The following is an 18,325-nucleotide window of genomic DNA, read 5'->3' on the forward strand; positions in this document are numbered from 1 at the left end:
AGCAATTATATAAATCAATGTTTATTAATTGATCTATAATAATTGTTCTATGTTATAGGGTATGAACAGAGAACCGTATTGGATTAAGCATTTGTCCCCACTGATCATCTTTTTTTGTGAAAGAGAATAATAAGTTGATTCGTTTCATCGGCATCACGCACCTGGCGGACCGGTCTTGAAAAAAGTCTGGGATACGTCAAATTTCCGCAAAAGTGCTAAAACTAGAACTAGACCGATTTTACTTACTGGAGGTATTAAAACGATGGCAGCACGTAAGAAAAAACGTAGCAAACAACCGTCGCAAGTGCCACCGCTGGACGAGCGACATTACATTGCGATGGAGTTAATGATCAAGCCGTATTTTGATAAAAAGCGTGGCCGTAATAGACGCTTGAGCCGCACAGAAATCGCAGAGATCGTCGGTGTTTCTCGAATGCAGCTTTACTGATGGGAACAGCGCAAGGATTTCCAACGTGAAAAAGACAAGAGACTCCGCTCATACTTGCGTAAGACAGTTCCTAATGGTCGAACATATGCGGAAATGGCGCTGGCAGGCGATGTAAAGGCGATGCAGTTTATTATTTCGGCGATTTTGGACGTATAAGGGGTAGTTACAAAATTGCGCTTTTACCGAAATTTTCGGGGTGATTGCGTTACACTTTATTATACATTTTACCGGCACCAAGCCTCTGACGGACAAGCCTCGAAACACTTTGGCGATGCAGTTTAGTTCAGTTTTTACAGGCACGCAGGTTCAGACGAGGAGTCTCCGGAAATTTTTGAACGCCGAAATAACTCGCTGTCAACCTTCCGATTGAGTAATATTTCGTTGTGATTCTTTGTGATAAACACCGGCTGGATGGTTACCGGGCGGACACGCCTTGAAATTTTAGGGGGTGCCGTTTGCTTCCGATTTCAGCGATCATTGAGGGTCTATAAAACGAACGGTTTATCAACTCTGTCAAATCACCGCAAATCAGCGTTTATAAACCTGTACGTTTGTACACAAAGTCGTGGTATGACGCAAATCATGGAAGCGAATCTTAGGCACACCTGCTTCTTGAATCAACTGTGCGTAGGATCTTTTTAGGTTCTCAGGATTTGCAGGAGTTCCCCCAGCCGTGCAAACCACTAAATCATAATCTTTATAAGCAGGACCACATTTTAGTTTTGTCTTTGCAACCGTCGCCTTATGCTTCTTCAACACAATAACTGTTTCATTGGAAAACTTAGTACCCCTAACACCTGAAGCGGTTTTAGCACCCGTCAAAAAATGCTTGCCATCCTTACTCAAGGTTTGCCGTACATACAAGACTCCTTTTTCCAGATCAATATCTTTCCAGCGAAGACCAAAATCTCACCGCGCCTCATTCCTGTTGTAATCGCTAAGTGAAAAGCAATGTACCAGCGATGATGAGCAGCAGTTTCTAAAAAAGTTTGAACATCATTTATTTCGCACACAGTTATTTCAGCTTTTTTTGCTTGAGGCAACTGTATTTTCTTCACAGGGTTACTAGGGAGCAATTCCATATCAACTGTGAAATCAAGTGAAGTCTTAATGATGTTGCACGCTTTCTTGATCGTGCTATTGGCTAATCCATCCTCAATTAAATCATTCACATAGCCTTGTAAAAGCTTTGGTGTTAAATGAGCTAGCTTAAAGTGGCCGAGCTTTGGTAGAATCCGATTCTTTAAATAGGATTCATAAGTTTTTGCGGTCTGGATATTAATACTGTTCTTCTTTGTTTTGAACCAGTCCGCTAGGTGATCATTGAACAAAATATAAGACGGTTCAAAGTATGTTCCTTTCAAAACCTCAGCCTCTCTCTTCGTTTTAAAACCACGCTGCTTCTTTCTTTTACGTGTTCCTGTTACAGGATCAGTGCCCAGCTCAGTCACGTAGTACCAGCAGGAGCCGTCTTTCTTTACAGAACCCATAGAGGTGACAGCCTCCTTTCATGAGGTGCCCTCTAAAGGTATGACAAGCTTCTATAGGCATTGGAAGGCTCTTTTTCATCTTAGGGATTTTTTATATTAAAGAAGACGAACGTACAAGCCAATTCTAGTAATTTAAATATATTGATAGTAAGACACAAAGAAAGGAAAGGTGATGTTTTTGAGTTCATGTAGAAAAAATTGTTCATGCAGCTTTTGCAATCCTTGTTGTATTCCAGGTCCACCAGGTCTACCAGGACGACGAGGACCAGAGGGGCCTGAGGGGGAAAGAGGGCGACAAGGACCTCAAGGAGCTCAAGGGGAAACGGGAGCAACAGGAGCAACAGGAGCAACAGGAGCAACGGGAGCAACGGGAGCAACGGGAGCAACAGGAGCAACAGGAGCAACAGGGCCTCAGGGACTTCAGGGACCTCAAGGGGCTCAAGGGGAACAAGGAGAAACGGGAGCAACAGGAGCAACAGGGCCTCAGGGACCTCAGGGACCTCAAGGGGAACAAGGGGAACAAGGGGAGCAAGGAGAAACGGGAGCAACAGGAGCAACAGGAGCAACAGGAGCAACAGGGCCTCAGGGACCTCAGGGACCTCAAGGGGCTCAAGGGGAACAAGGGGAGCAAGGAGAAACGGGAGCAACAGGAGCAACAGGAGCAACAGGAGCAACAGGGCCTCAGGGACCTCAGGGACCTCAAGGGGAACAAGGGGAACAAGGGGAACAAGGGGAGCAAGGAGAAACGGGAGCAACAGGAGCAACAGGAGCAACAGGGCCTCAGGGACCTCAGGGACCTCAAGGGGCTCAAGGGGAACAAGGGGAACAAGGGGAGCAAGGAGAAACGGGAGCAACAGGAGCAACAGGGCCTCAGGGACCTCAGGGACCTCAGGGACCTCAAGGGGCTCAAGGAGAACAAGGAGAAACAGGAGCAACAGGGCCTCAGGGACCTCAAGGGGAACAAGGGGAACAAGGGGAAACGGGAGCAACAGGAGCAACAGGGCCTCAGGGACCAGGAGGGGCTTTAGCTTATGGATCATTGTACGATCGGTCTTTGAATTTTGTCTCAGTAACTCCAATTTCTCCACCGGCTTTAGGTCAGAAGGTTATCTTCACGCCTCCTACTGGGCCATTATCGGGCACAGCTCCTGTTGGTTCTACCGATCTTCAGGTTTCGACTGATGGCGTATATGAGATCAGCATGGATTTAACAGCTCGACTGATTAATGTTACCAACGTGTCGGTTAATACTGAAGTACAGTTCGCATTATTCATCAACGATACAACTCAGGTTTTGGAAAGTACTTTTGAATCCTATAATCGTGTTTCAGGAGGAACAGGCGGGAACCCAGTAACACTTGAAATTAGAAACTCGATAGGAAAAACAATACAACGGCGATTAAATGCAAACGATAGACTAAGTATCAGGGTTGTATTTGCATCTCAAAATGTAAGTTATAGATTACCATCTTTAGTTGTAACAAAAATCGCCAATTAACTTCTAAAAATGGGATATGCCCAAGATCAGTATGTTGCGGTATGCTACAATTTCATAATTATCACGACGAGCCCACGCCTATCATCAGTACCAGGCAGGGACAGACATCGTTTTGCTGCAGGATATGCTGAATCATTCGAGCCCGTCGGTCACGCTGCGATACACCGGCATTACGCAGGATGAAAAGGACAGGGCGGTTAAGGCGTTAGATTTATAGAGGGTGGCAGATGCCGTCCTTTTTTTGTCCCGTCGTGACATATCACCTCGGAATATAAGATGAGAGTAGCAGGGTTAACGTATCTACTGCGGCGATCTGGTCCGTTTCACGGCTCTTCTAACTCTACTCCTAGTATAAGAGGGATCGGATCATATATAGGCTCCCCAACTAAACGCAAAATAATATCTACCTTAAATAATATCTACCTTTGAAATGGACAACTGTACAACCAAAATTTTTACTTGTTACATAGAATAGGATGAGGAGGATTTTAATCAGGTAGCTACTTTTTTACTCTTATCTCTGATTACCTCAAGAAAATTTAATATGAAAAGAGGGATATTTAACATGTCTCGTCACGGAAAAAAACATTCTCACAGAAACGAAGTGACCTTGGGTTCTGGTCCATTCCATATTCCAACTTTTAACCAATCTGCTAATGCTAATAAAAGACTTATCATAATTATTAAAAACCATTCTAAGCGAACTCTCCAAGCAGATGTTGTGGTTGACGCTTGCTTCCCACTACTTAATGATTTTACTCCTCCAACGGAAGAAACTAGCCTGCCTGAAACTACATTAGCCACATTTCCTAGAACCAATATTCCAGGAGAAACGTGCAAAATTTATGAAGTTGCCATCACTCAAAACACGAAGCCATTCATCAATATTTTCTCAACGGGTGATTATAATGTAATAAATGGAAGACCAGCTGGGGGATTACTTGAAATTAGTGTTGTTGCTGGTGTAGGAGCTGTGGTCATCGGTGGTGAACGTACTGGTCTTTTTTTTGGTGAACCAGTCTCATTTATTCCATATGGAAGCTGGGTTATTGAACCAGAAGATGAACCAGAAGATGATTGTTAAAATAGCAGCAAAGAGAACCCACGGGTTCTCTTCTTTTTGTAAGAAGTTACAAAACTGCACAACCTCCGATTCCTGTCACTAGTGCAAAACGACAAAAGTTTATTAACTCGATGCAATGTTACAAAGAAAAAAATGGTAAAATGTATATTGGTAAAAATTTCATTAGTAATGAGGGAGAATGAGTAGTGGAGGAAGAAACTATATATGACACATTGCCAGCGTATTTATTAGTTGGATTTTATTATCAAATAAAAAAAAATATAAAAAGAGGTATTTTGTCTAACGCTATGTATCAGGAAATAGATTTGATCAAACAAGCAGCTAATCGAAAGGGGATCTCTTTAGATTATTTATATAAAGAAGAGTCGCTGATAGTCAAAATTGAAAAACAAATAAAATAAGCCCTTTTGCTATGATTTTTAAGAATAGAAAGAGTTCTACTTTAGATTACTTAGGCTGCCAACCGACCTAATCAGGTGTTTTTTTGCGTATATTCCATTTATAAAAAACAGCCAGCGTTTATGCAGGATGGCTGTACTAATCAAAAATGAAACAGGGCTAAAAATACGATAAAACCGCAAATGTATAGAATTTGCATACGGTCAATTTGATTGATTGTTAAAAACGTTGATGCAGCAAGGGTTATTCAACTTTAATGTTTACATAAGATGTAATTATAACTAATTAAGAATTTTTATCTTGATTATGAGAAGTCAGCAAGTAAAACTGTTTTGCAAGAAAATGCGGTGTGTACGGCATGTCATTTCGTAGCCAAGACACTATAGTGCCGATCAAAGATGAAGATCCGTGCCAAATAGCAATATCTTTTTGAATTCCTGCTTTATAGCTGAAAGAATTCCTCCCCAAATACTCTAATCTTACAGTAATTATTTCAGTTAGCATATTTAACAAGCGTTCAGTAAAGATAGGTGCCTTCCTCGAACCTAAAGTAACTTTATAAAAGTTAGCATGTTTAGCAATATGTTCAAGCAGCCTCTCCAGCATCAACCAATCCGTGTCTTCAGAGGAGCCCTCGTTTACTGGCTGACTGTTTATGGCACCCTGAATATCTTCAATCATATCATCAGCCATCTTATCTAACATATCTGGTATATCACGATAATGCAGGTAAAACGTAACACGGCTAATTGTAGCGCGCTCCGCTATACGGCTAACAGACATTTTCTCGATGTCCATTTCCTGTAATAAATCAACAAAAGCCTCTTTTATCAACAGCCGTGTACGAAGAATTCGAGGGTCTGTATAATCCTTGGTATTATCCATCCTTTTCCTTTTCCTTTCTCCTCGGTATTAAGATATACAATTCTTTAGGAAATGTACTATATTTCCCAACTAAACAACACAAACAGGTTAAATGTAAACTAATTTACACCTTTCGATATATTGTAAATTGTAAAATTTTAATTCCTGATTATAATCTATTTTATATGATGTTAATTATCTTACACATTGTAAAATAAGTCTAGTGGAAAATAGAAAGGAAGTTTGTAGGTTGAGTAAAGAGATGGATACAACTAGTAGTTCTATTAAAAAAGGACCTATCTTGTTCATTATGATTTTGGGGGCTTTTCTAGCCACGCTAAATCAAACAATCATGAGTGTTGCCACTCCAGAACTAATGGTTGATTTTAGTATTTCGGCTGCAACTGCACAATGGCTGACAACTGGCTATATGCTAGTAAATGGTATTCTAATTCCAATCACAGCGTATTTCATGCAAAGGTTCACCACTCGCCAGCTTTTTCAGTCTTCAATGTTGATTTTTCTTGCAGGCACGATAGTATCTGCTATAGCAACAAACTTTCCAGTTCTTTTGACTGGACGCATGATTCAGGCAGCGGGAGCTGGTATTATTATGCCACTGCTTACGAATGTTATTTTTACGCTCTTTCCTCCCGAAAAAAGAGGTACGGCCATGGGAATGGTGGGCTTTGCGATCATTTTTGCGCCTGCCATCGGTCCTACTATGGCAGGATATATCCTGGAAAACTTTGAATGGGAATTAATGTTCTACGGCATGATTCCGCTTGCCCTTTTGGTGATTATCTGCGGATTTATTTACCTGAAGAACGTTTCGGAACAGGTTACTACCAAGGTTGATATTATAAGTGTAACCCTTTCTACAATAGGATTTGGCACTCTGTTATATGGCTTCAGCCGGGCTGGCAGTGAAGGGTGGTCAAGTAGTGAGGTGCTTGTATCTATTGCTGCGGGAGTCGTAGCACTTGGACTTTTTATATGGAGGCAGTTAACTTCTCAGAATCCCCTGCTGGATCTCCGGGCCTTCAAGTATAATATGTTCTCCCTTACAACCATTATCAACATTGCGGTTACCATGGTTATGTATGCAGATATGATGCTGCTTCCACTATACTTACAAAGTGCACGCGGCTACACAGCTTTAGAATCGGGTTTGTTGCTTCTCCCCGGTGCGCTTGTGATGGGTTTCTTAATGCCTATTACCGGCAGGTTGTTTGATCGGTATGGAGCAAAATGGCTCTCCATAATGGGGTTAATAATTACGATCATTACAACTATCGGCTTTATTGATTTGACAGATTCAACTAGCTATACTTATTTGGTTCTCATGTCTACCGGCCGTCGTATCGGAATGGCACTGATGCTTATGCCTATTCAAACAGCAGGTTTAAATCAATTGCCTTCCAGCTTGATTGCCCATGGTACGGCAATCTCCAATACCATTAGGCAAGTAGCAGGCGCAGTTGGTACATCCCTTCTTGTAACAATTATGACGGATCGCACCAAAACGCATCTAACGGATATGATGTCCACCGGCGGAAATGAGGCAACCCAAGAACAAATGATTTTAGAAGCCACCATTCAGGGAATTAACGATGCTTATGTTGTAATTATAGGAATAGCAGTTATCGGATTACTCCTATCATTTTTTATCAAACGTGTGGAACAAAGCTCCGAGGAAATGTCCGATGCTAATCTATATAAGGCTACTATAAAAAAGGCGTAAGACACAAAGCGAATAAAAAGAATGCTTGAGGTGTACTGAACAATCATCAGCTATGTTAAAACTTAAAGAAACTAATTAATAATAAAAGCAGTGAGATAAAAATCACTGCTTTTTGACTTGTCCTTACTCATCGCTTATATCGAAGAACGTGGCTGCAATCTCTACTACACGGACGACGGAGGGATGCGAATTATGTTAGGTTCACGTTAAGTTGTGACAGGTTCGTGCCAAGGTGTGTGAGGTTGAACAATTAATAAAAAATCACAGAGGAAGTGTTATATAAATTCTGCCTCACATATTTCATTTGTTAACAATGTATATTACTTAGCTTCGTTGAGTAATGAAACTTGTTTTGAATATCTTTGCTAAAACCACCACACAATCCTATAATTGTATGTAAAAAGGACAGATATGATGCCTGTAAATTCATTTGAAAATTATCCTATGAGCTGGAAACCTGTTATTGATAGAGCAAGGAAACCGCTATATATGACGTTAGCCAAACAACTTGAAACAGATATAATAAAGGGCTCATTACTTCCAGGAACGAAATTACCACCGCAAAGAGAACTAGCAGATTTTTTAGATATTAATGTGAGCACTGTATCGAAGGCTTTTAAAGTATGTGAACTAAAGGGTTTACTGAGTGCAACAGTAGGCAGTGGTACGTTCGTCTCTTTTGACGCTTTATCTAATTCCTATTTGCTTAGTGATAGCAAGCCAAAGAACGTCATTGAAATGGGGGCTACTATTCCGGATTCGTCTTCTTATGAGCCGCTAATGCTGCAACTTAAAAACATGATGAATGAAACGGACTTTGGAAAATGGTTTAGTTATAGTAGACCAGGTGATATGCTTTGGCAGAAGGACGCAGCTGTAAAGCTTATGCGTAAGGGCGGTTATCATACGGATGTTAACAGCATTTTATTTGCTAATGGTGGACAAAATGCTATAACAGCAGTTCTAGCCAGCCTTTGTAAACATGGTGATAAGATTGGTACCGATCCCCATACTTACTCTGGGTTAAAAACTTCAGCAGCTATGCTCGGTATTCAATTAATACCGATTAAACAGAAAGACGGAGAAATGAGCGAGGATGCGCTTGCGTATGCTTGTAAAAATGATCAATTGAAAGGTATTTATCTTATCCCCGATTACCAAAATCCAACTACTCACAGAATGTCACTTGCTGGCAGGAAAGCAATTGCCCGAGTTGCCAAAGAACATAATATTTTCATTATTGAGGATGCTACTTATCATTTACTGTGCAAGGAGTCTGTGCAGGCTGTAGCTACATTTGCACCAGAGCAGACAATTTATATAGCCAGCTTATCGAAAACCATTGCACCGGCGCTTAGAATGGCTTATGTATCAGCTCCAGAACAATATAAAAATCCGCTATCCAATGCACTTTATAATATGAATATTTCTGTTTCACCGTTGTTAGCAGAATTAGCTGCCCGATTAATTGTGTCCAATAACCTGGATACAATAATTGACAACCATCGAGAAAACGCCATTTATCGAAATCAATTGGTGAATAACTACTTATCAGGCTATGATTGTTACGGTGACGAAACGGGGATTTTTCGTTGGCTGAAACTTCCAGCTAATAGATCAGGAGCAGATTTTGAGGCCCTTGCTTTAGATCATGGCGTTGAAATATATGCGGCTGAACGATTTACAGTAGGGAATAGTATTCCTGAAAAAGCGGTTCGTCTGTCCATTTGTGCACCCGAAACGAATGAAGAATTAGCGAAAGGTTTAATGATTTTACAGAAATTATTAAAAAGCCTTTATTAATTTGTATGCCACACAATTATTATATTGTGTGGCATTTTTTGTGCGTGTTATGATAATTCCAATTTAGAATGAAGCAAAGCAAAAAACTCCTGAATGGAAAGAAGCTTTTTATGCAGCGTTCCCACTTACACTGCCCATATTACCGAGCTTAACAGCACTTGCGATAACCTATGGAGTTTTAAATGAATAGCGAGGAGATTACGGAAATGAGAATTCCAATTTATCAGATTGATGCGTTTACAAATGAACAATTTAAAGGAAATCCGGCAGCAGTCTGTCCATTAACTGAATGGATAAAAGATGATTTAATGCAAAAGATTGCAGCAGAAAATAATTTATCTGAAACAGCCTTTTTTGTAAAAAAGGATAATGAATATGAGTTGAGATGGTTCACTCCAAAAGGGGAAGTAGACTTATGTGGACACGCAACATTAGCATCTGCTTATGTAATATGTACTTATTTAGATGAAAATTCAAAGGATATAAACTTTAATACCCAAAGTGGACTTTTAGAAGTATCTAAGGATGGCGGTTTATTTACCTTAGCTTTTCCTTCTAGAGAAGGAAGAAAATGCGATGCTCCAGAGGCACTTATTAAAGGTTTAGGTAAAGTACCTAAAGAAGTCTATAAGTCTAGAGACTATATGGCAGTATTTGATACAGAGCAGGATATTTTGAGTCTTGAATTAAATATGGATGAACTAAAAAAACTAGATGGTTTTGGTGTAATAGTAACAGCTAAAGGAAAAGAAGTAGATTTCGTATCAAGATTCTTTGCACCAAAGGCTGGAGTAGATGAAGACCCAGTTACTGGTTCTGCTCATTGTACACTAGTTCCATATTGGAAAAATAAATTGAATAAAAATGAATTTGTCACATTGCAATTATCAGAAAGAGGCGGAAAGCTGTATTGTACTGATTTAGGTGAAAGGGTAAAAATGTCTGGAGAAGCTGTTGTTTATTTAGAAGGATATATAAATGTTTAGGTAAATTCGTTCAACAAATTAAAAAACTTATTAAGCTAACAGGTGCTTTACCTTAATAAGTGCAACAACGCTCAGAACGATAATTCTCTGAGCATTTGTTTAATTTATTGAGTTGGACAGAGTGTAATTAACAATCGATGATCTTGTTCCTCTTTTAGAGTAATAGTATCAGTATGTCCAAGATTTAAAGATGATTTGCAACTGTCTTGAAGTTTTTGCACCAGAATCCAGCCGGCAACGAAGCAATTGCTTCATGTTTATAGGGATATAATTAGTAGTTCGAAATAACCTAATAATCTGAGGGATTCATTGACATTTAGATCTTTCTGTCTATAATTAAGATATGATTTTACGGGAAAAAAATTTTTGTAAATTATATGAAACATTATGGAGCGATGAACAGCCATCTGTATGTGGGCACTTTGGATGGCTAGGAGTGAGTAGTGCAACCGACCCTGCTATTTTTTATGGGTCGTTTTTTTATTTATTCAAGTATGTTTATCTGAAAGTACGATCAAATTCAATGTTATAGATGATAAAAGATGGGGGGCAAAAGTTAGATAATAGTGTCTGAATCATTAAGACTTGAAAATAAGGAAAAAATGGATGAAATTTTGAAGGAATTAGCTGATATTAAGTATGCTTTGGATCGATCATCGAATGTGGCTATAATCACGTGGCCGGAAGGAAAAATACTCACGTTCAGAACCGATTGTTCACGTTCGGCAGAGAATGCTTACGCTCAGAATAAGAATCTTAAAGACTTGCCTTCATCTGGCGAGTCTTTTTTCTTCAATCAGAAAAAATTAAGAAATTTATAAGAAGAAAGTCGTATTCTTTTTTCAGTAGATTCATTGATTGGAGGGAAAAGAAGTGACAAGGAGCCAAACAATTTTGCGTAAAGATGAGGTTCGGCCGTTTTTCCAGTTGTGGAAAGGAATAATTGCCCGCTCACGCCAGGTGATGACAGTCGTGTTTATAAAAGTTTACGAGAGCGGCGATGAATCGATCGAAATGGAAAGGAAGCATTTCAGCAAGCGGAGCTTAATAAGTAAATCAAATCCGCTTAAATAAAAGATATTCATATAGGAAGAAGGGGTATCGATGATTAAAACCGTCCTTGTCGATGATGAAGAAGTTGGGATGGAGGTGATCCGCTTTTTGCTTGCAGATGATCCGGACGTTCAAATTTGTGGTGCGTATACGAACCCGTTTGCAGCGCTTGATCACCTTGAACAGCAAGAGGTGGATGCATTCTTTTTAGATATTGAGATGCCGGGCATGTCAGGCATCGATCTGGCCCGGCATATAAAAAAACATAATCCATCTATTCATATCGTTTTTATTACGGCGTACAGAGCGTTTGCCCTTGAGGCATTTGATCTTTATTCGCTTGATTATATGCTAAAGCCCATTACGAAGCAGCGGCTGGATAAAGCGGTTTCCCGATTGAAAGGTGTGATAGGAGACTGTCCGGCTGCAAAGGGTGTATCGATCCGTACGTTTGGCGATTTTCAGGTGACGGACTCTTCAAGCAACCAACCGTTTGTATGGAAAACGAACAAAGTAAAAGAGCTATGTGCTTTTTTCATCCATCACGAAGGGAGCCTTTTGGAACGGGACTACATTGTTGAGGCGTTATGGCCCGATGTGAATGTGGATAAAGCGAAAATAAGCCTTTACACAGGCATTTCGTATTTACGCAAAGTGTTTAAAGAACACGGCATGGAAGAGATTATTTTAAAAAATGGTTCTGCGTACTATATAGATATCGAGCGCCTTAATTGTGACTGTATAGAATGGAATAAGATGATGTCAAATGGAACGCACGAGCGGACGTATATGGAAAAGCGGCTGGATCTGTACACGGGCGATTATATGGAAATGACGGGATTTCATTGGGCACAAGAGAAACGGGAATACATCCGTCGGCAAATGCTGGAACTGCTTCAACAGCTGGAAGCAGATTATGAATTAGCCGGAATGGAAAAAGCATGGATTCACTCCCTTGAAAAACAGCTTGAGCTGTCTCCTTACTCGGATGACGTATGCCAGCGGCTGATGAATGCGTATGCGAAGACGGGGAACCGGACAGAAGCGGTCATTGTGTATCGTCGGTTTGCGGAATTGCTTGAAGAAGATATCGGTATCCAGCCGTCCACAGCTACTTGCGCTTTATTGGCTTCGATTATGGGGCAATGAGTGTCATGAAAGAATCGAAATGGCTGCTGGCGTTATGCGTGCTTTTATTTGGGGGAATCTCGATCGCTTATTTGTTTTTATTGGGTCAAAATGAGACAGAAAATCTGGCAGAAAAGGGTGTTCTTGATTTACGGGGTGGATCTTTTCAAGAGGAAGTAGCGATGCAGCTTAACGGCGAATGGTTGTTTCAAAAAGGTGCGTTTGTTGATCCGATTGATGGGGACTGGTCAGAAAGCCTTTCCCAGCCCGTTCCTCATAACTGGGCGAGAGATGAGCAGCTGGACAGTCCATTTGGCTACGGTTCGTATCGGCTGATAATTCTGGCTGATCAGGAAGAAAACGTGATCGGCCTGAAGACGAACTCGATCCGGATGGCGCATCGGCTTTTTTTTAATGGCGAGCTGATCGGATCAAGCGGCGCGCCGGGTGAAACGAAAGAGTCTACTAAGCCCGGCAATACACCATATACCGTATATGTCCCGCTTGAAAAAGGTAAGAACACAATTGTTTTGCACGTTGCGAATTATTATTATATGGCGGGCGGGGGCCTGACCAGCCCGATGTATATCGGCAGCCAGGAAGCGATTTCGTCTCTCCGGGACCGTTCGTTAATGCATGACTGGGTGGTGGTGACAGCACTACTCGTTATGGGTCTTTATTTACTAGGCATGTACATGCAGCGGAAAACCGATCGCTCGCTTTTGTTTTTCTCTTTGTTTTGTTTCGCGCAAATGGTGTTTTCAGGTTTGCACGGCGAAAAGGTGCTCTATATGATATGGCCGGATTTGCCGTACAGCTTCGTGCTGCGGATGCAGCTTCTCTCGCCGGTGTCGGGAAATGTGTTGCTGTATTTTTATTTATATTATGCGTTTCCGTCGATTCGTCCCAAAATGATGCTCTATATGGGCGCAGGCATTGGGGCGGCGGGGACTCTTTACTGCTTTCTTTCCCCGTCCGCTGTTCCGTATGGACTTATGGTGATGAGCCCGCTTTATTCTCTTTTATCCGCAATTTATTTTATCTACATTTTGAGTGCGGCTTTTTGGCAGCGCGAAGAAGGGGCGATGTACCTTCTCATTGGCCTGATTGTTTTTAATATATATGGAATTTCCCATACAGCGAATGTGTTTGGCTTGTCTGTCTTGGATTATTTTCCGTTGGAAGTTATTTTATTTATATTAATGATGGCGCTGCTTCTTTCTTTACGCTTTTCAAATGCGTTTAAAAAAGTGGATGCTTTGTCGCAGGAGCTGCTGAAAATTGACAAGCATAAAGATGAGTTTTTGGCGAAAACGTCCCACGAGTTCAAAACGCCGGTGCACGGCATTATGAATATTGCCGAATCGATTGTGAAAGATGCGAAAAACAGTTTGTCGAAAGAACAGCTTGAAAATATTACCCTCATTTCCGCTACGGCAAGAAGGCTGTCTGTTTTAGTAAATGACATGCTGGATTTGTCGAAGCTGAAGCGGGGCGAGCTTGACGTTCACATTCTCAAAGTCGATGTCCGTGGGTCGGTCGATTTAATTTTGGATATGTATACGTTTTTGATTGAGGAAAAGAAGCTCATTATTGTGAATGATGTGCCAGATAACCTGCCGTCTGTGCTGGCGGATGAAGTTCGCTTCCGGCAGATTATGATTAACTTGCTTGATAACGCGATGAAGCATACAAACCATGGCATGATCCGGATTACCGCTTTTGAAGAATCCGGAAGGCTGGCCATTTCGATTGAAGATACAGGCGAGGGGATCGGTGCTGAGCAGCTGAACACTATTTTTGAGCCGTACCGCCAATTTCACGAGGCGACGTCGTATAAAGGAGCAGGTCTTGGACTCAGTATTGTCAGGCAGCTGCTGGAGGTGCAGCGCGGATCAATTAAGGTCGCTTCTCAAAAAGGAGAAGGGTCGACGTTCACGTTTTATCTTCCTATTGATTCTTCAGTAGAAACAAAAGGGAAACCGGCTGCTGACCCGTCAGAGCGGTACATGATTCATGTGCCGTATGAATCATCGAGCCAAAGCGGTCCGTCCATTCTTGTTGTCGATGATCATGACGTAAATTTGAAAATTTTGATCGAACTGCTTGAAGGGGAAGGGTATAAGGTAACTGCGGTGAAAAGTGGAGAAGAAGCGGTTCAGCTCATTTCCCGAAAGCAGGTTGATTTAATGATTGTTGATTTGATGATGCCCGGCATGTCGGGATTTGACGTATGCCGTCACATCCGCAAAAGGTACAGCGCCATTCAGCTGCCGATTTTAATTGTGACGGCCAGCCATCATAAGGAAGAAAAGATTACGGCGTTTCAGGCGGGGGCAACTGATTTTCTGCCCAAGCCGTTTGATCTTTCCGAGCTGAAAGTACGCGTTGCTAATTTAGTGGCACTAAAACAGGCGGCAGCTGAAAATGCGACGATGGAAGTCGCATTTTTACAGTCACAAATAAAGCCCCACTTTTTATTTAATGTGCTGAATACAATTCATGCGTTAACATATATGGATGCAGAACAGGCCCGGCAGGTGATTGATGCCCTTGCCCGTTACTTGCGCGGCAGTTTTGACTTTCATAATACCGAGCAGCTGGTTCCGATTGAGAAGGAACTGGCGCTCATTCAGACGTATGTATCGATTGAACAGGCCCGTTTTCGAAACAAAGTCCGGGCTGTTTATGATATTCCAGACGAGTTGTCGCTTCGCCTACCGCCTCTTTTGCTGCAGCCGCTCGTCGAAAACGCGATTCGCCACGGCATCAGCAAGCGGATAGACGGCGGAACAGTGCGCCTGTCGATCACGCAGGAACAGGACAAGTGGAAAATTGTCATTGAAGACGACGGGGTGGGAATTCCGCCAGAGGTCCTGGAAAAGATTCGCAGCGGCACGGTGGAAGGGAAAGGTATCGGACTGAAAAACATTAATCGCCGCCTCCAGTATATATCTTATGCAGCGTGGACTATTACGAGTGAACTAAATAAAGGGACGAAAATCGTCATTATCCTTCAGAAAGAAACAGGCATGTAAAGAAAAAGAAAACCTGTTTTTTTAAAGCTAAAAGATGTGATTATCACCACTATTTTATATTTATATAAAACTTGTTGCAGACTGTATTTAAGAATTTTTTAAGATTTTTTTACTATACTCGAACCATGAATCAAGAGGGAAAAGCGGGCGCGAATGAACTTGGAAAATTACAGCTTTTGTTCATTTAAAACGGAGGCTGCTCGGCAGGCGACAATGGGAAAACGGAAGTACCTTGCCTGCCATTACGAATTAACTCGATTGCCAAATCGGAGAATGCTGAACTTGTAAATGGATTTGTATATGACCCGGGCGCGGGAGAATCAAGCCCTTTAATACCCGGCATATGAATATCAAGAAAAGCGGTATTAAACGAAATATTTTTTATATCGGCAGCAGCGATTTCGCACCTGAATATATACCGACACTATCAATATTAAAATCGGCTATTCGTTTTTCATTACCTGCAAAGACAACAGTTCATCGTCTATGATAATAGCCCGGATCATAGTGAGTATTCTCCTTGATTTTCGTTAATAAGACTATTGTAAGAGAAAAAAAGCAGAAGATAAGAGGTTTTTTAAAAAATGAGAAAAAAAACAAAATGTGGAAAATCGATGGGGGAAGAAAATCGTATGGCAGACTACAGCTGTTATTCATTTGAAGCAACAGGAGAGCAAATAGAGGCAATGGGGAAATGGAAATATCTTGCCCTTCATCACGAATTGACGGATTTGCCTAATCGGCGGATGCTTCACATGTCAATGGAATCGTATATGGCGCGAGCGCATCAGCAGCAAACAAAACTGGCTGTTGTTCTTATTGATATTGACCAGTTTAAAGAAATCAACGATATGTTCGGGCATTATGCGGGAGACGAATTTTTAATAGAGATGTCTAATCGCCTAGCTGCGCTTTCGGAACATCATATCCAGGCTTTTCACTTAAGCGGCGACGAATTTATGCTGCTGATTGAATTGGCGGATAATCTGAAAGAGAAAATGGAGCGGGTGACAGCGGTTTTCGACACGCCGTTTCAGATGGATCAAAACCGGATTCTTGTCAGTGCAAGTATAGGCGTGAGCCTCTATCCGGATCAAAGCATCGATGCTGAGAAACTAATTTATTATGCGGATAAAGCCATGTATAGAGCAAAGTCTTCTGTCGAAAATCGGTGCCGTGTATTTCGGCCCGGTATGGATGAATAAAAGAAGATTGTGTTGACCTTTATGGGCACATCATTGTCAGCAGTAAGATTTTTCGTTTGTATGCATAGAAAGGATCTTGTTTATGAATCTGAAAAAAACCGTGCTTCTAACATTGCTTCTTTTATTCGCGCTTATTTATTTTTCTCCTCAATCCAATGAGGACGATATCGCGGGAGTGAATGAAGTAAAAGAGGAAGAGTTTGAAGACGGGACTACAGAGGAAAATCTTTCTTTATCGCGCGATCTTGGCTATTATATGAATACGCTGCTGGATACCCACACATGGTTGCTTAAAAACAATGAAATGGAATTTGACCGGCAGGTAGATCGTTTAAAACGCTTTTTTATTGTGCAAAAGGGGGAAGACCTGTTTATTCGCTGGACGATAAAGGAAGAGACATCGGCAAATGGACTGGCGGACGATATCCGGATTATCAAGGCGCTCTATAAAGCGGCAGACCAATTTGACAGGCCGGATTATAAAGAACTGGCCGATAAACTCGCTTCAACGATAAACAAAACGCAGCAAATTCAAGGTGTTTATACGGATTACACCGACTGGGCTTTCAATGAGCCAGCTAAACGCGTGACATTAAGCGAACTGGTACCAGACTTGTTTACACTGTTGAATCAGACAGGCCAAACAGAAGAAGTGCTGATGAATGCAAAAGAATATGGCGTTTTTTTTCCGGAATTTTATGATTTAGAAAGTCAACAGTATAAATGGGGATACGATATTTATATGGAGGAACAGCTTCGAATCGCTATCAACCGGCAGCGGATAGGGCAGCCGTCACTCGCTTTTCAAACATGGATTTTGAGTGAATGGGATAAAAGGGGAAAGATTCCAGTGCGGTATATTCGTACAACCCGTTTTCCGGCTGTAGAAGAAGAATCGCTTGAAGTCTATCTGTACCTAGCTGAATATTTCCGACTGATTAAAAAGGATCAATATGCTAAAGTAGTAGAAACATACGTATATAAGCTGATTGATGAGAAAAGGCTTAAGTTGGTTCATTTTTTTGAATGGCAGCTTTACGAAATAATGAAAGAAAGTCATAAAGAAGATATCTCAACAACATAGAGACAATTTCTTTTTGCTTTTCCCTATGGCCATATCCTTTTCAACAAGACAAGGGACTGTTGTTTACCATATTGTTCAATATGAAGTTCGGATTTCCAAAAAGAGAATAGTTGCATTCCATACAGATACTGTGGAAAACAACAATTTATTTGAAAATAACAAAATCCTCTATTCTAATTAAGATATTTAAGATTAGAGATTATTTTATTGTTTGTATCATGCCATTATAAGCCCACTAATTTTTGTGATCATTATTATCTTATAATTCTGTAGATTAAGACATCTAAAAATTATAATAATGAGATTTTATTGGTCAAAAATTCGGTCAACGAATTTAAATTTTTACCTTAACAGTTTTTCAGAGGGTGTGAGTATTTAAGTGTCTAATGCCTTGAAGTAACTGATTTTCAAAAGGGAAAACAGACCTACTCAGAATGAAGGCACCATCTTGAAAGGGTAGGGGTCGCTGGTTCGAACCCAGTAGGAATCATTGGGGGCTAA

The 18,325-nt window shown here is 41.0% G+C and carries 15 protein-coding genes, 1 pseudogene and 1 riboswitch; of the genes and pseudogenes, 13 read left to right on the top strand and 3 right to left on the bottom strand.

Going from position 1 to position 18,325, the window contains the following annotated elements; translation table 11 throughout:
• The first annotated feature begins 175 nt into the window (after positions 1 to 175).
• A complete protein-coding gene (locus tag A3M5_RS0100900) occupies positions 176 to 448 on the top strand; it encodes a hypothetical protein (protein WP_155894643.1) in 273 nt (90 codons plus the stop codon).
• 528 nt (positions 449 to 976) lie between these two features.
• Here A3M5_RS0100900 and A3M5_RS25035 read toward each other — a convergent pair.
• Both A3M5_RS25035 and A3M5_RS21920 read right to left on the bottom strand, forming a co-directional pair.
• Positions 977 to 1,312 carry a site-specific integrase gene (locus A3M5_RS25035; protein ID WP_196803546.1) on the bottom strand — a complete coding sequence of 112 codons (336 nt, stop codon included), beginning with the start codon at positions 1,310 to 1,312 and terminating at the stop codon, positions 977 to 979.
• Entirely contained in the window at positions 1,291 to 1,938 is a 648-nt protein-coding gene (locus A3M5_RS21920) for a site-specific integrase (RefSeq protein WP_051080825.1), read from the bottom strand. Before A3M5_RS21920 ends, A3M5_RS25035 begins: the two co-directional genes overlap by 22 nt.
• A 235-nt stretch (positions 1,939 to 2,173) precedes the next feature.
• On the opposite strand from A3M5_RS21920, the pseudogene A3M5_RS26750 reads away from it, so the two are divergent.
• From A3M5_RS26750 to A3M5_RS0100930, 3 genes and pseudogenes are all read left to right on the top strand, one after another.
• Positions 2,174 to 2,959, top strand: a pseudogene (locus A3M5_RS26750) (collagen-like protein); the annotation flags it as partial.
• Positions 2,960 to 4,001: 1,042 nt separating this feature from the next.
• Entirely contained in the window at positions 4,002 to 4,520 is a 519-nt protein-coding gene (locus A3M5_RS0100925) for a hypothetical protein (protein ID WP_018391871.1), read from the top strand.
• A gap of 185 nt (positions 4,521 to 4,705) precedes the next feature.
• On the top strand, positions 4,706 to 4,921 hold the full coding sequence (locus A3M5_RS0100930; RefSeq protein WP_018391872.1) for a hypothetical protein: 216 nt from the start codon (positions 4,706 to 4,708) through the stop codon (positions 4,919 to 4,921).
• 283 nt (positions 4,922 to 5,204) lie between these two features.
• Here the strand turns inward: A3M5_RS0100930 and A3M5_RS0100935 are convergent, their stop codons facing one another.
• The gene (locus A3M5_RS0100935) at positions 5,205 to 5,804 is read right to left on the bottom strand and encodes a TetR/AcrR family transcriptional regulator (RefSeq protein WP_018391873.1); all 600 of its coding nucleotides are present in this window, start codon (positions 5,802 to 5,804) and stop codon (positions 5,205 to 5,207) included.
• Between the two features lie 241 nt (positions 5,805 to 6,045).
• Between A3M5_RS0100935 and A3M5_RS0100940 the strand changes: the two genes are divergently transcribed.
• From A3M5_RS0100940 to A3M5_RS0100980, 9 genes are all read left to right on the top strand, one after another.
• A complete protein-coding gene (locus tag A3M5_RS0100940) occupies positions 6,046 to 7,527 on the top strand; it encodes a DHA2 family efflux MFS transporter permease subunit (RefSeq protein ID WP_051080848.1) in 1,482 nt (493 codons plus the stop codon).
• 414 nt (positions 7,528 to 7,941) lie between these two features.
• Positions 7,942 to 9,330 carry an aminotransferase-like domain-containing protein gene (locus A3M5_RS0100945; protein ID WP_026221536.1) on the top strand — a complete coding sequence of 463 codons (1,389 nt, stop codon included), beginning with the start codon at positions 7,942 to 7,944 and terminating at the stop codon, positions 9,328 to 9,330.
• 206 nt (positions 9,331 to 9,536) lie between these two features.
• Positions 9,537 to 10,316 (top strand): PhzF family phenazine biosynthesis protein, encoded by a 780-nt coding sequence (locus A3M5_RS0100950; RefSeq protein WP_018391876.1) that lies wholly within the window; start codon positions 9,537 to 9,539, stop codon positions 10,314 to 10,316.
• Between the two features lie 380 nt (positions 10,317 to 10,696).
• A riboswitch (cyclic di-GMP riboswitch) is annotated at positions 10,697 to 10,780 on the top strand.
• Positions 10,781 to 10,882: 102 nt separating this feature from the next.
• Entirely contained in the window at positions 10,883 to 11,137 is a 255-nt protein-coding gene (locus A3M5_RS0100955) for a hypothetical protein (protein ID WP_018391877.1), read from the top strand.
• 52 nt (positions 11,138 to 11,189) lie between these two features.
• Positions 11,190 to 11,390, top strand: coding sequence for a hypothetical protein (locus tag A3M5_RS0100960; RefSeq protein WP_018391878.1), 201 nt, complete (start codon positions 11,190 to 11,192; stop codon positions 11,388 to 11,390).
• Positions 11,391 to 11,420: 30 nt separating this feature from the next.
• The gene (locus A3M5_RS0100965; RefSeq protein WP_018391879.1) at positions 11,421 to 12,518 is read left to right on the top strand and encodes a response regulator; all 1,098 of its coding nucleotides are present in this window, start codon (positions 11,421 to 11,423) and stop codon (positions 12,516 to 12,518) included.
• A gap of 5 nt (positions 12,519 to 12,523) precedes the next feature.
• Positions 12,524 to 15,535 carry a hybrid sensor histidine kinase/response regulator gene (locus A3M5_RS21930; RefSeq protein WP_018391880.1) on the top strand — a complete coding sequence of 1,004 codons (3,012 nt, stop codon included), beginning with the start codon at positions 12,524 to 12,526 and terminating at the stop codon, positions 15,533 to 15,535.
• A gap of 584 nt (positions 15,536 to 16,119) precedes the next feature.
• Positions 16,120 to 16,740 carry a GGDEF domain-containing protein gene (locus tag A3M5_RS0100975; RefSeq protein WP_018391881.1) on the top strand — a complete coding sequence of 207 codons (621 nt, stop codon included), beginning with the start codon at positions 16,120 to 16,122 and terminating at the stop codon, positions 16,738 to 16,740.
• An 82-nt stretch (positions 16,741 to 16,822) separates the two neighbouring features.
• Positions 16,823 to 17,824 carry a hypothetical protein gene (locus tag A3M5_RS0100980; RefSeq protein WP_018391882.1) on the top strand — a complete coding sequence of 334 codons (1,002 nt, stop codon included), beginning with the start codon at positions 16,823 to 16,825 and terminating at the stop codon, positions 17,822 to 17,824.
• The last annotated feature ends 501 nt before the right edge of the window (positions 17,825 to 18,325 follow it).

Origin of the sequence: Bacillus sp. 37MA (assembly GCF_000372765.1) — a bacterium.
Classification (GTDB): domain Bacteria; phylum Bacillota; class Bacilli; order Bacillales; family Domibacillaceae; genus Domibacillus; species Domibacillus aminovorans.

Excerpts from the sequence above, each read along its gene's own strand:
- A3M5_RS0100945 (WP_026221536.1), top strand. The coding sequence starts at position 7,942 with ATGCCTGTAAATTCATTTGAAAATTATCCTATGAGCTGGAAACCTGTT.
- A3M5_RS0100980 (WP_018391882.1), top strand. The coding sequence starts at position 16,823 with ATGAATCTGAAAAAAACCGTGCTTCTAACATTGCTTCTTTTATTCGCG.
- A3M5_RS21920 (WP_051080825.1), bottom strand. The coding sequence starts at position 1,938 with ATGGGTTCTGTAAAGAAAGACGGCTCCTGCTGGTACTACGTGACTGAG.
- A3M5_RS0100940 (WP_051080848.1), top strand. The coding sequence starts at position 6,046 with ATGGATACAACTAGTAGTTCTATTAAAAAAGGACCTATCTTGTTCATT.
- A3M5_RS0100925 (WP_018391871.1), top strand. The coding sequence starts at position 4,002 with ATGTCTCGTCACGGAAAAAAACATTCTCACAGAAACGAAGTGACCTTG.
- A3M5_RS0100965 (WP_018391879.1), top strand. The coding sequence starts at position 11,421 with ATGATTAAAACCGTCCTTGTCGATGATGAAGAAGTTGGGATGGAGGTG.
- A3M5_RS21930 (WP_018391880.1), top strand. The coding sequence starts at position 12,524 with ATGAAAGAATCGAAATGGCTGCTGGCGTTATGCGTGCTTTTATTTGGG.
- A3M5_RS0100950 (WP_018391876.1), top strand. The coding sequence starts at position 9,537 with ATGAGAATTCCAATTTATCAGATTGATGCGTTTACAAATGAACAATTT.
- A3M5_RS0100935 (WP_018391873.1), bottom strand. The coding sequence starts at position 5,804 with ATGGATAATACCAAGGATTATACAGACCCTCGAATTCTTCGTACACGG.
- A3M5_RS0100975 (WP_018391881.1), top strand. The coding sequence starts at position 16,120 with ATGAGAAAAAAAACAAAATGTGGAAAATCGATGGGGGAAGAAAATCGT.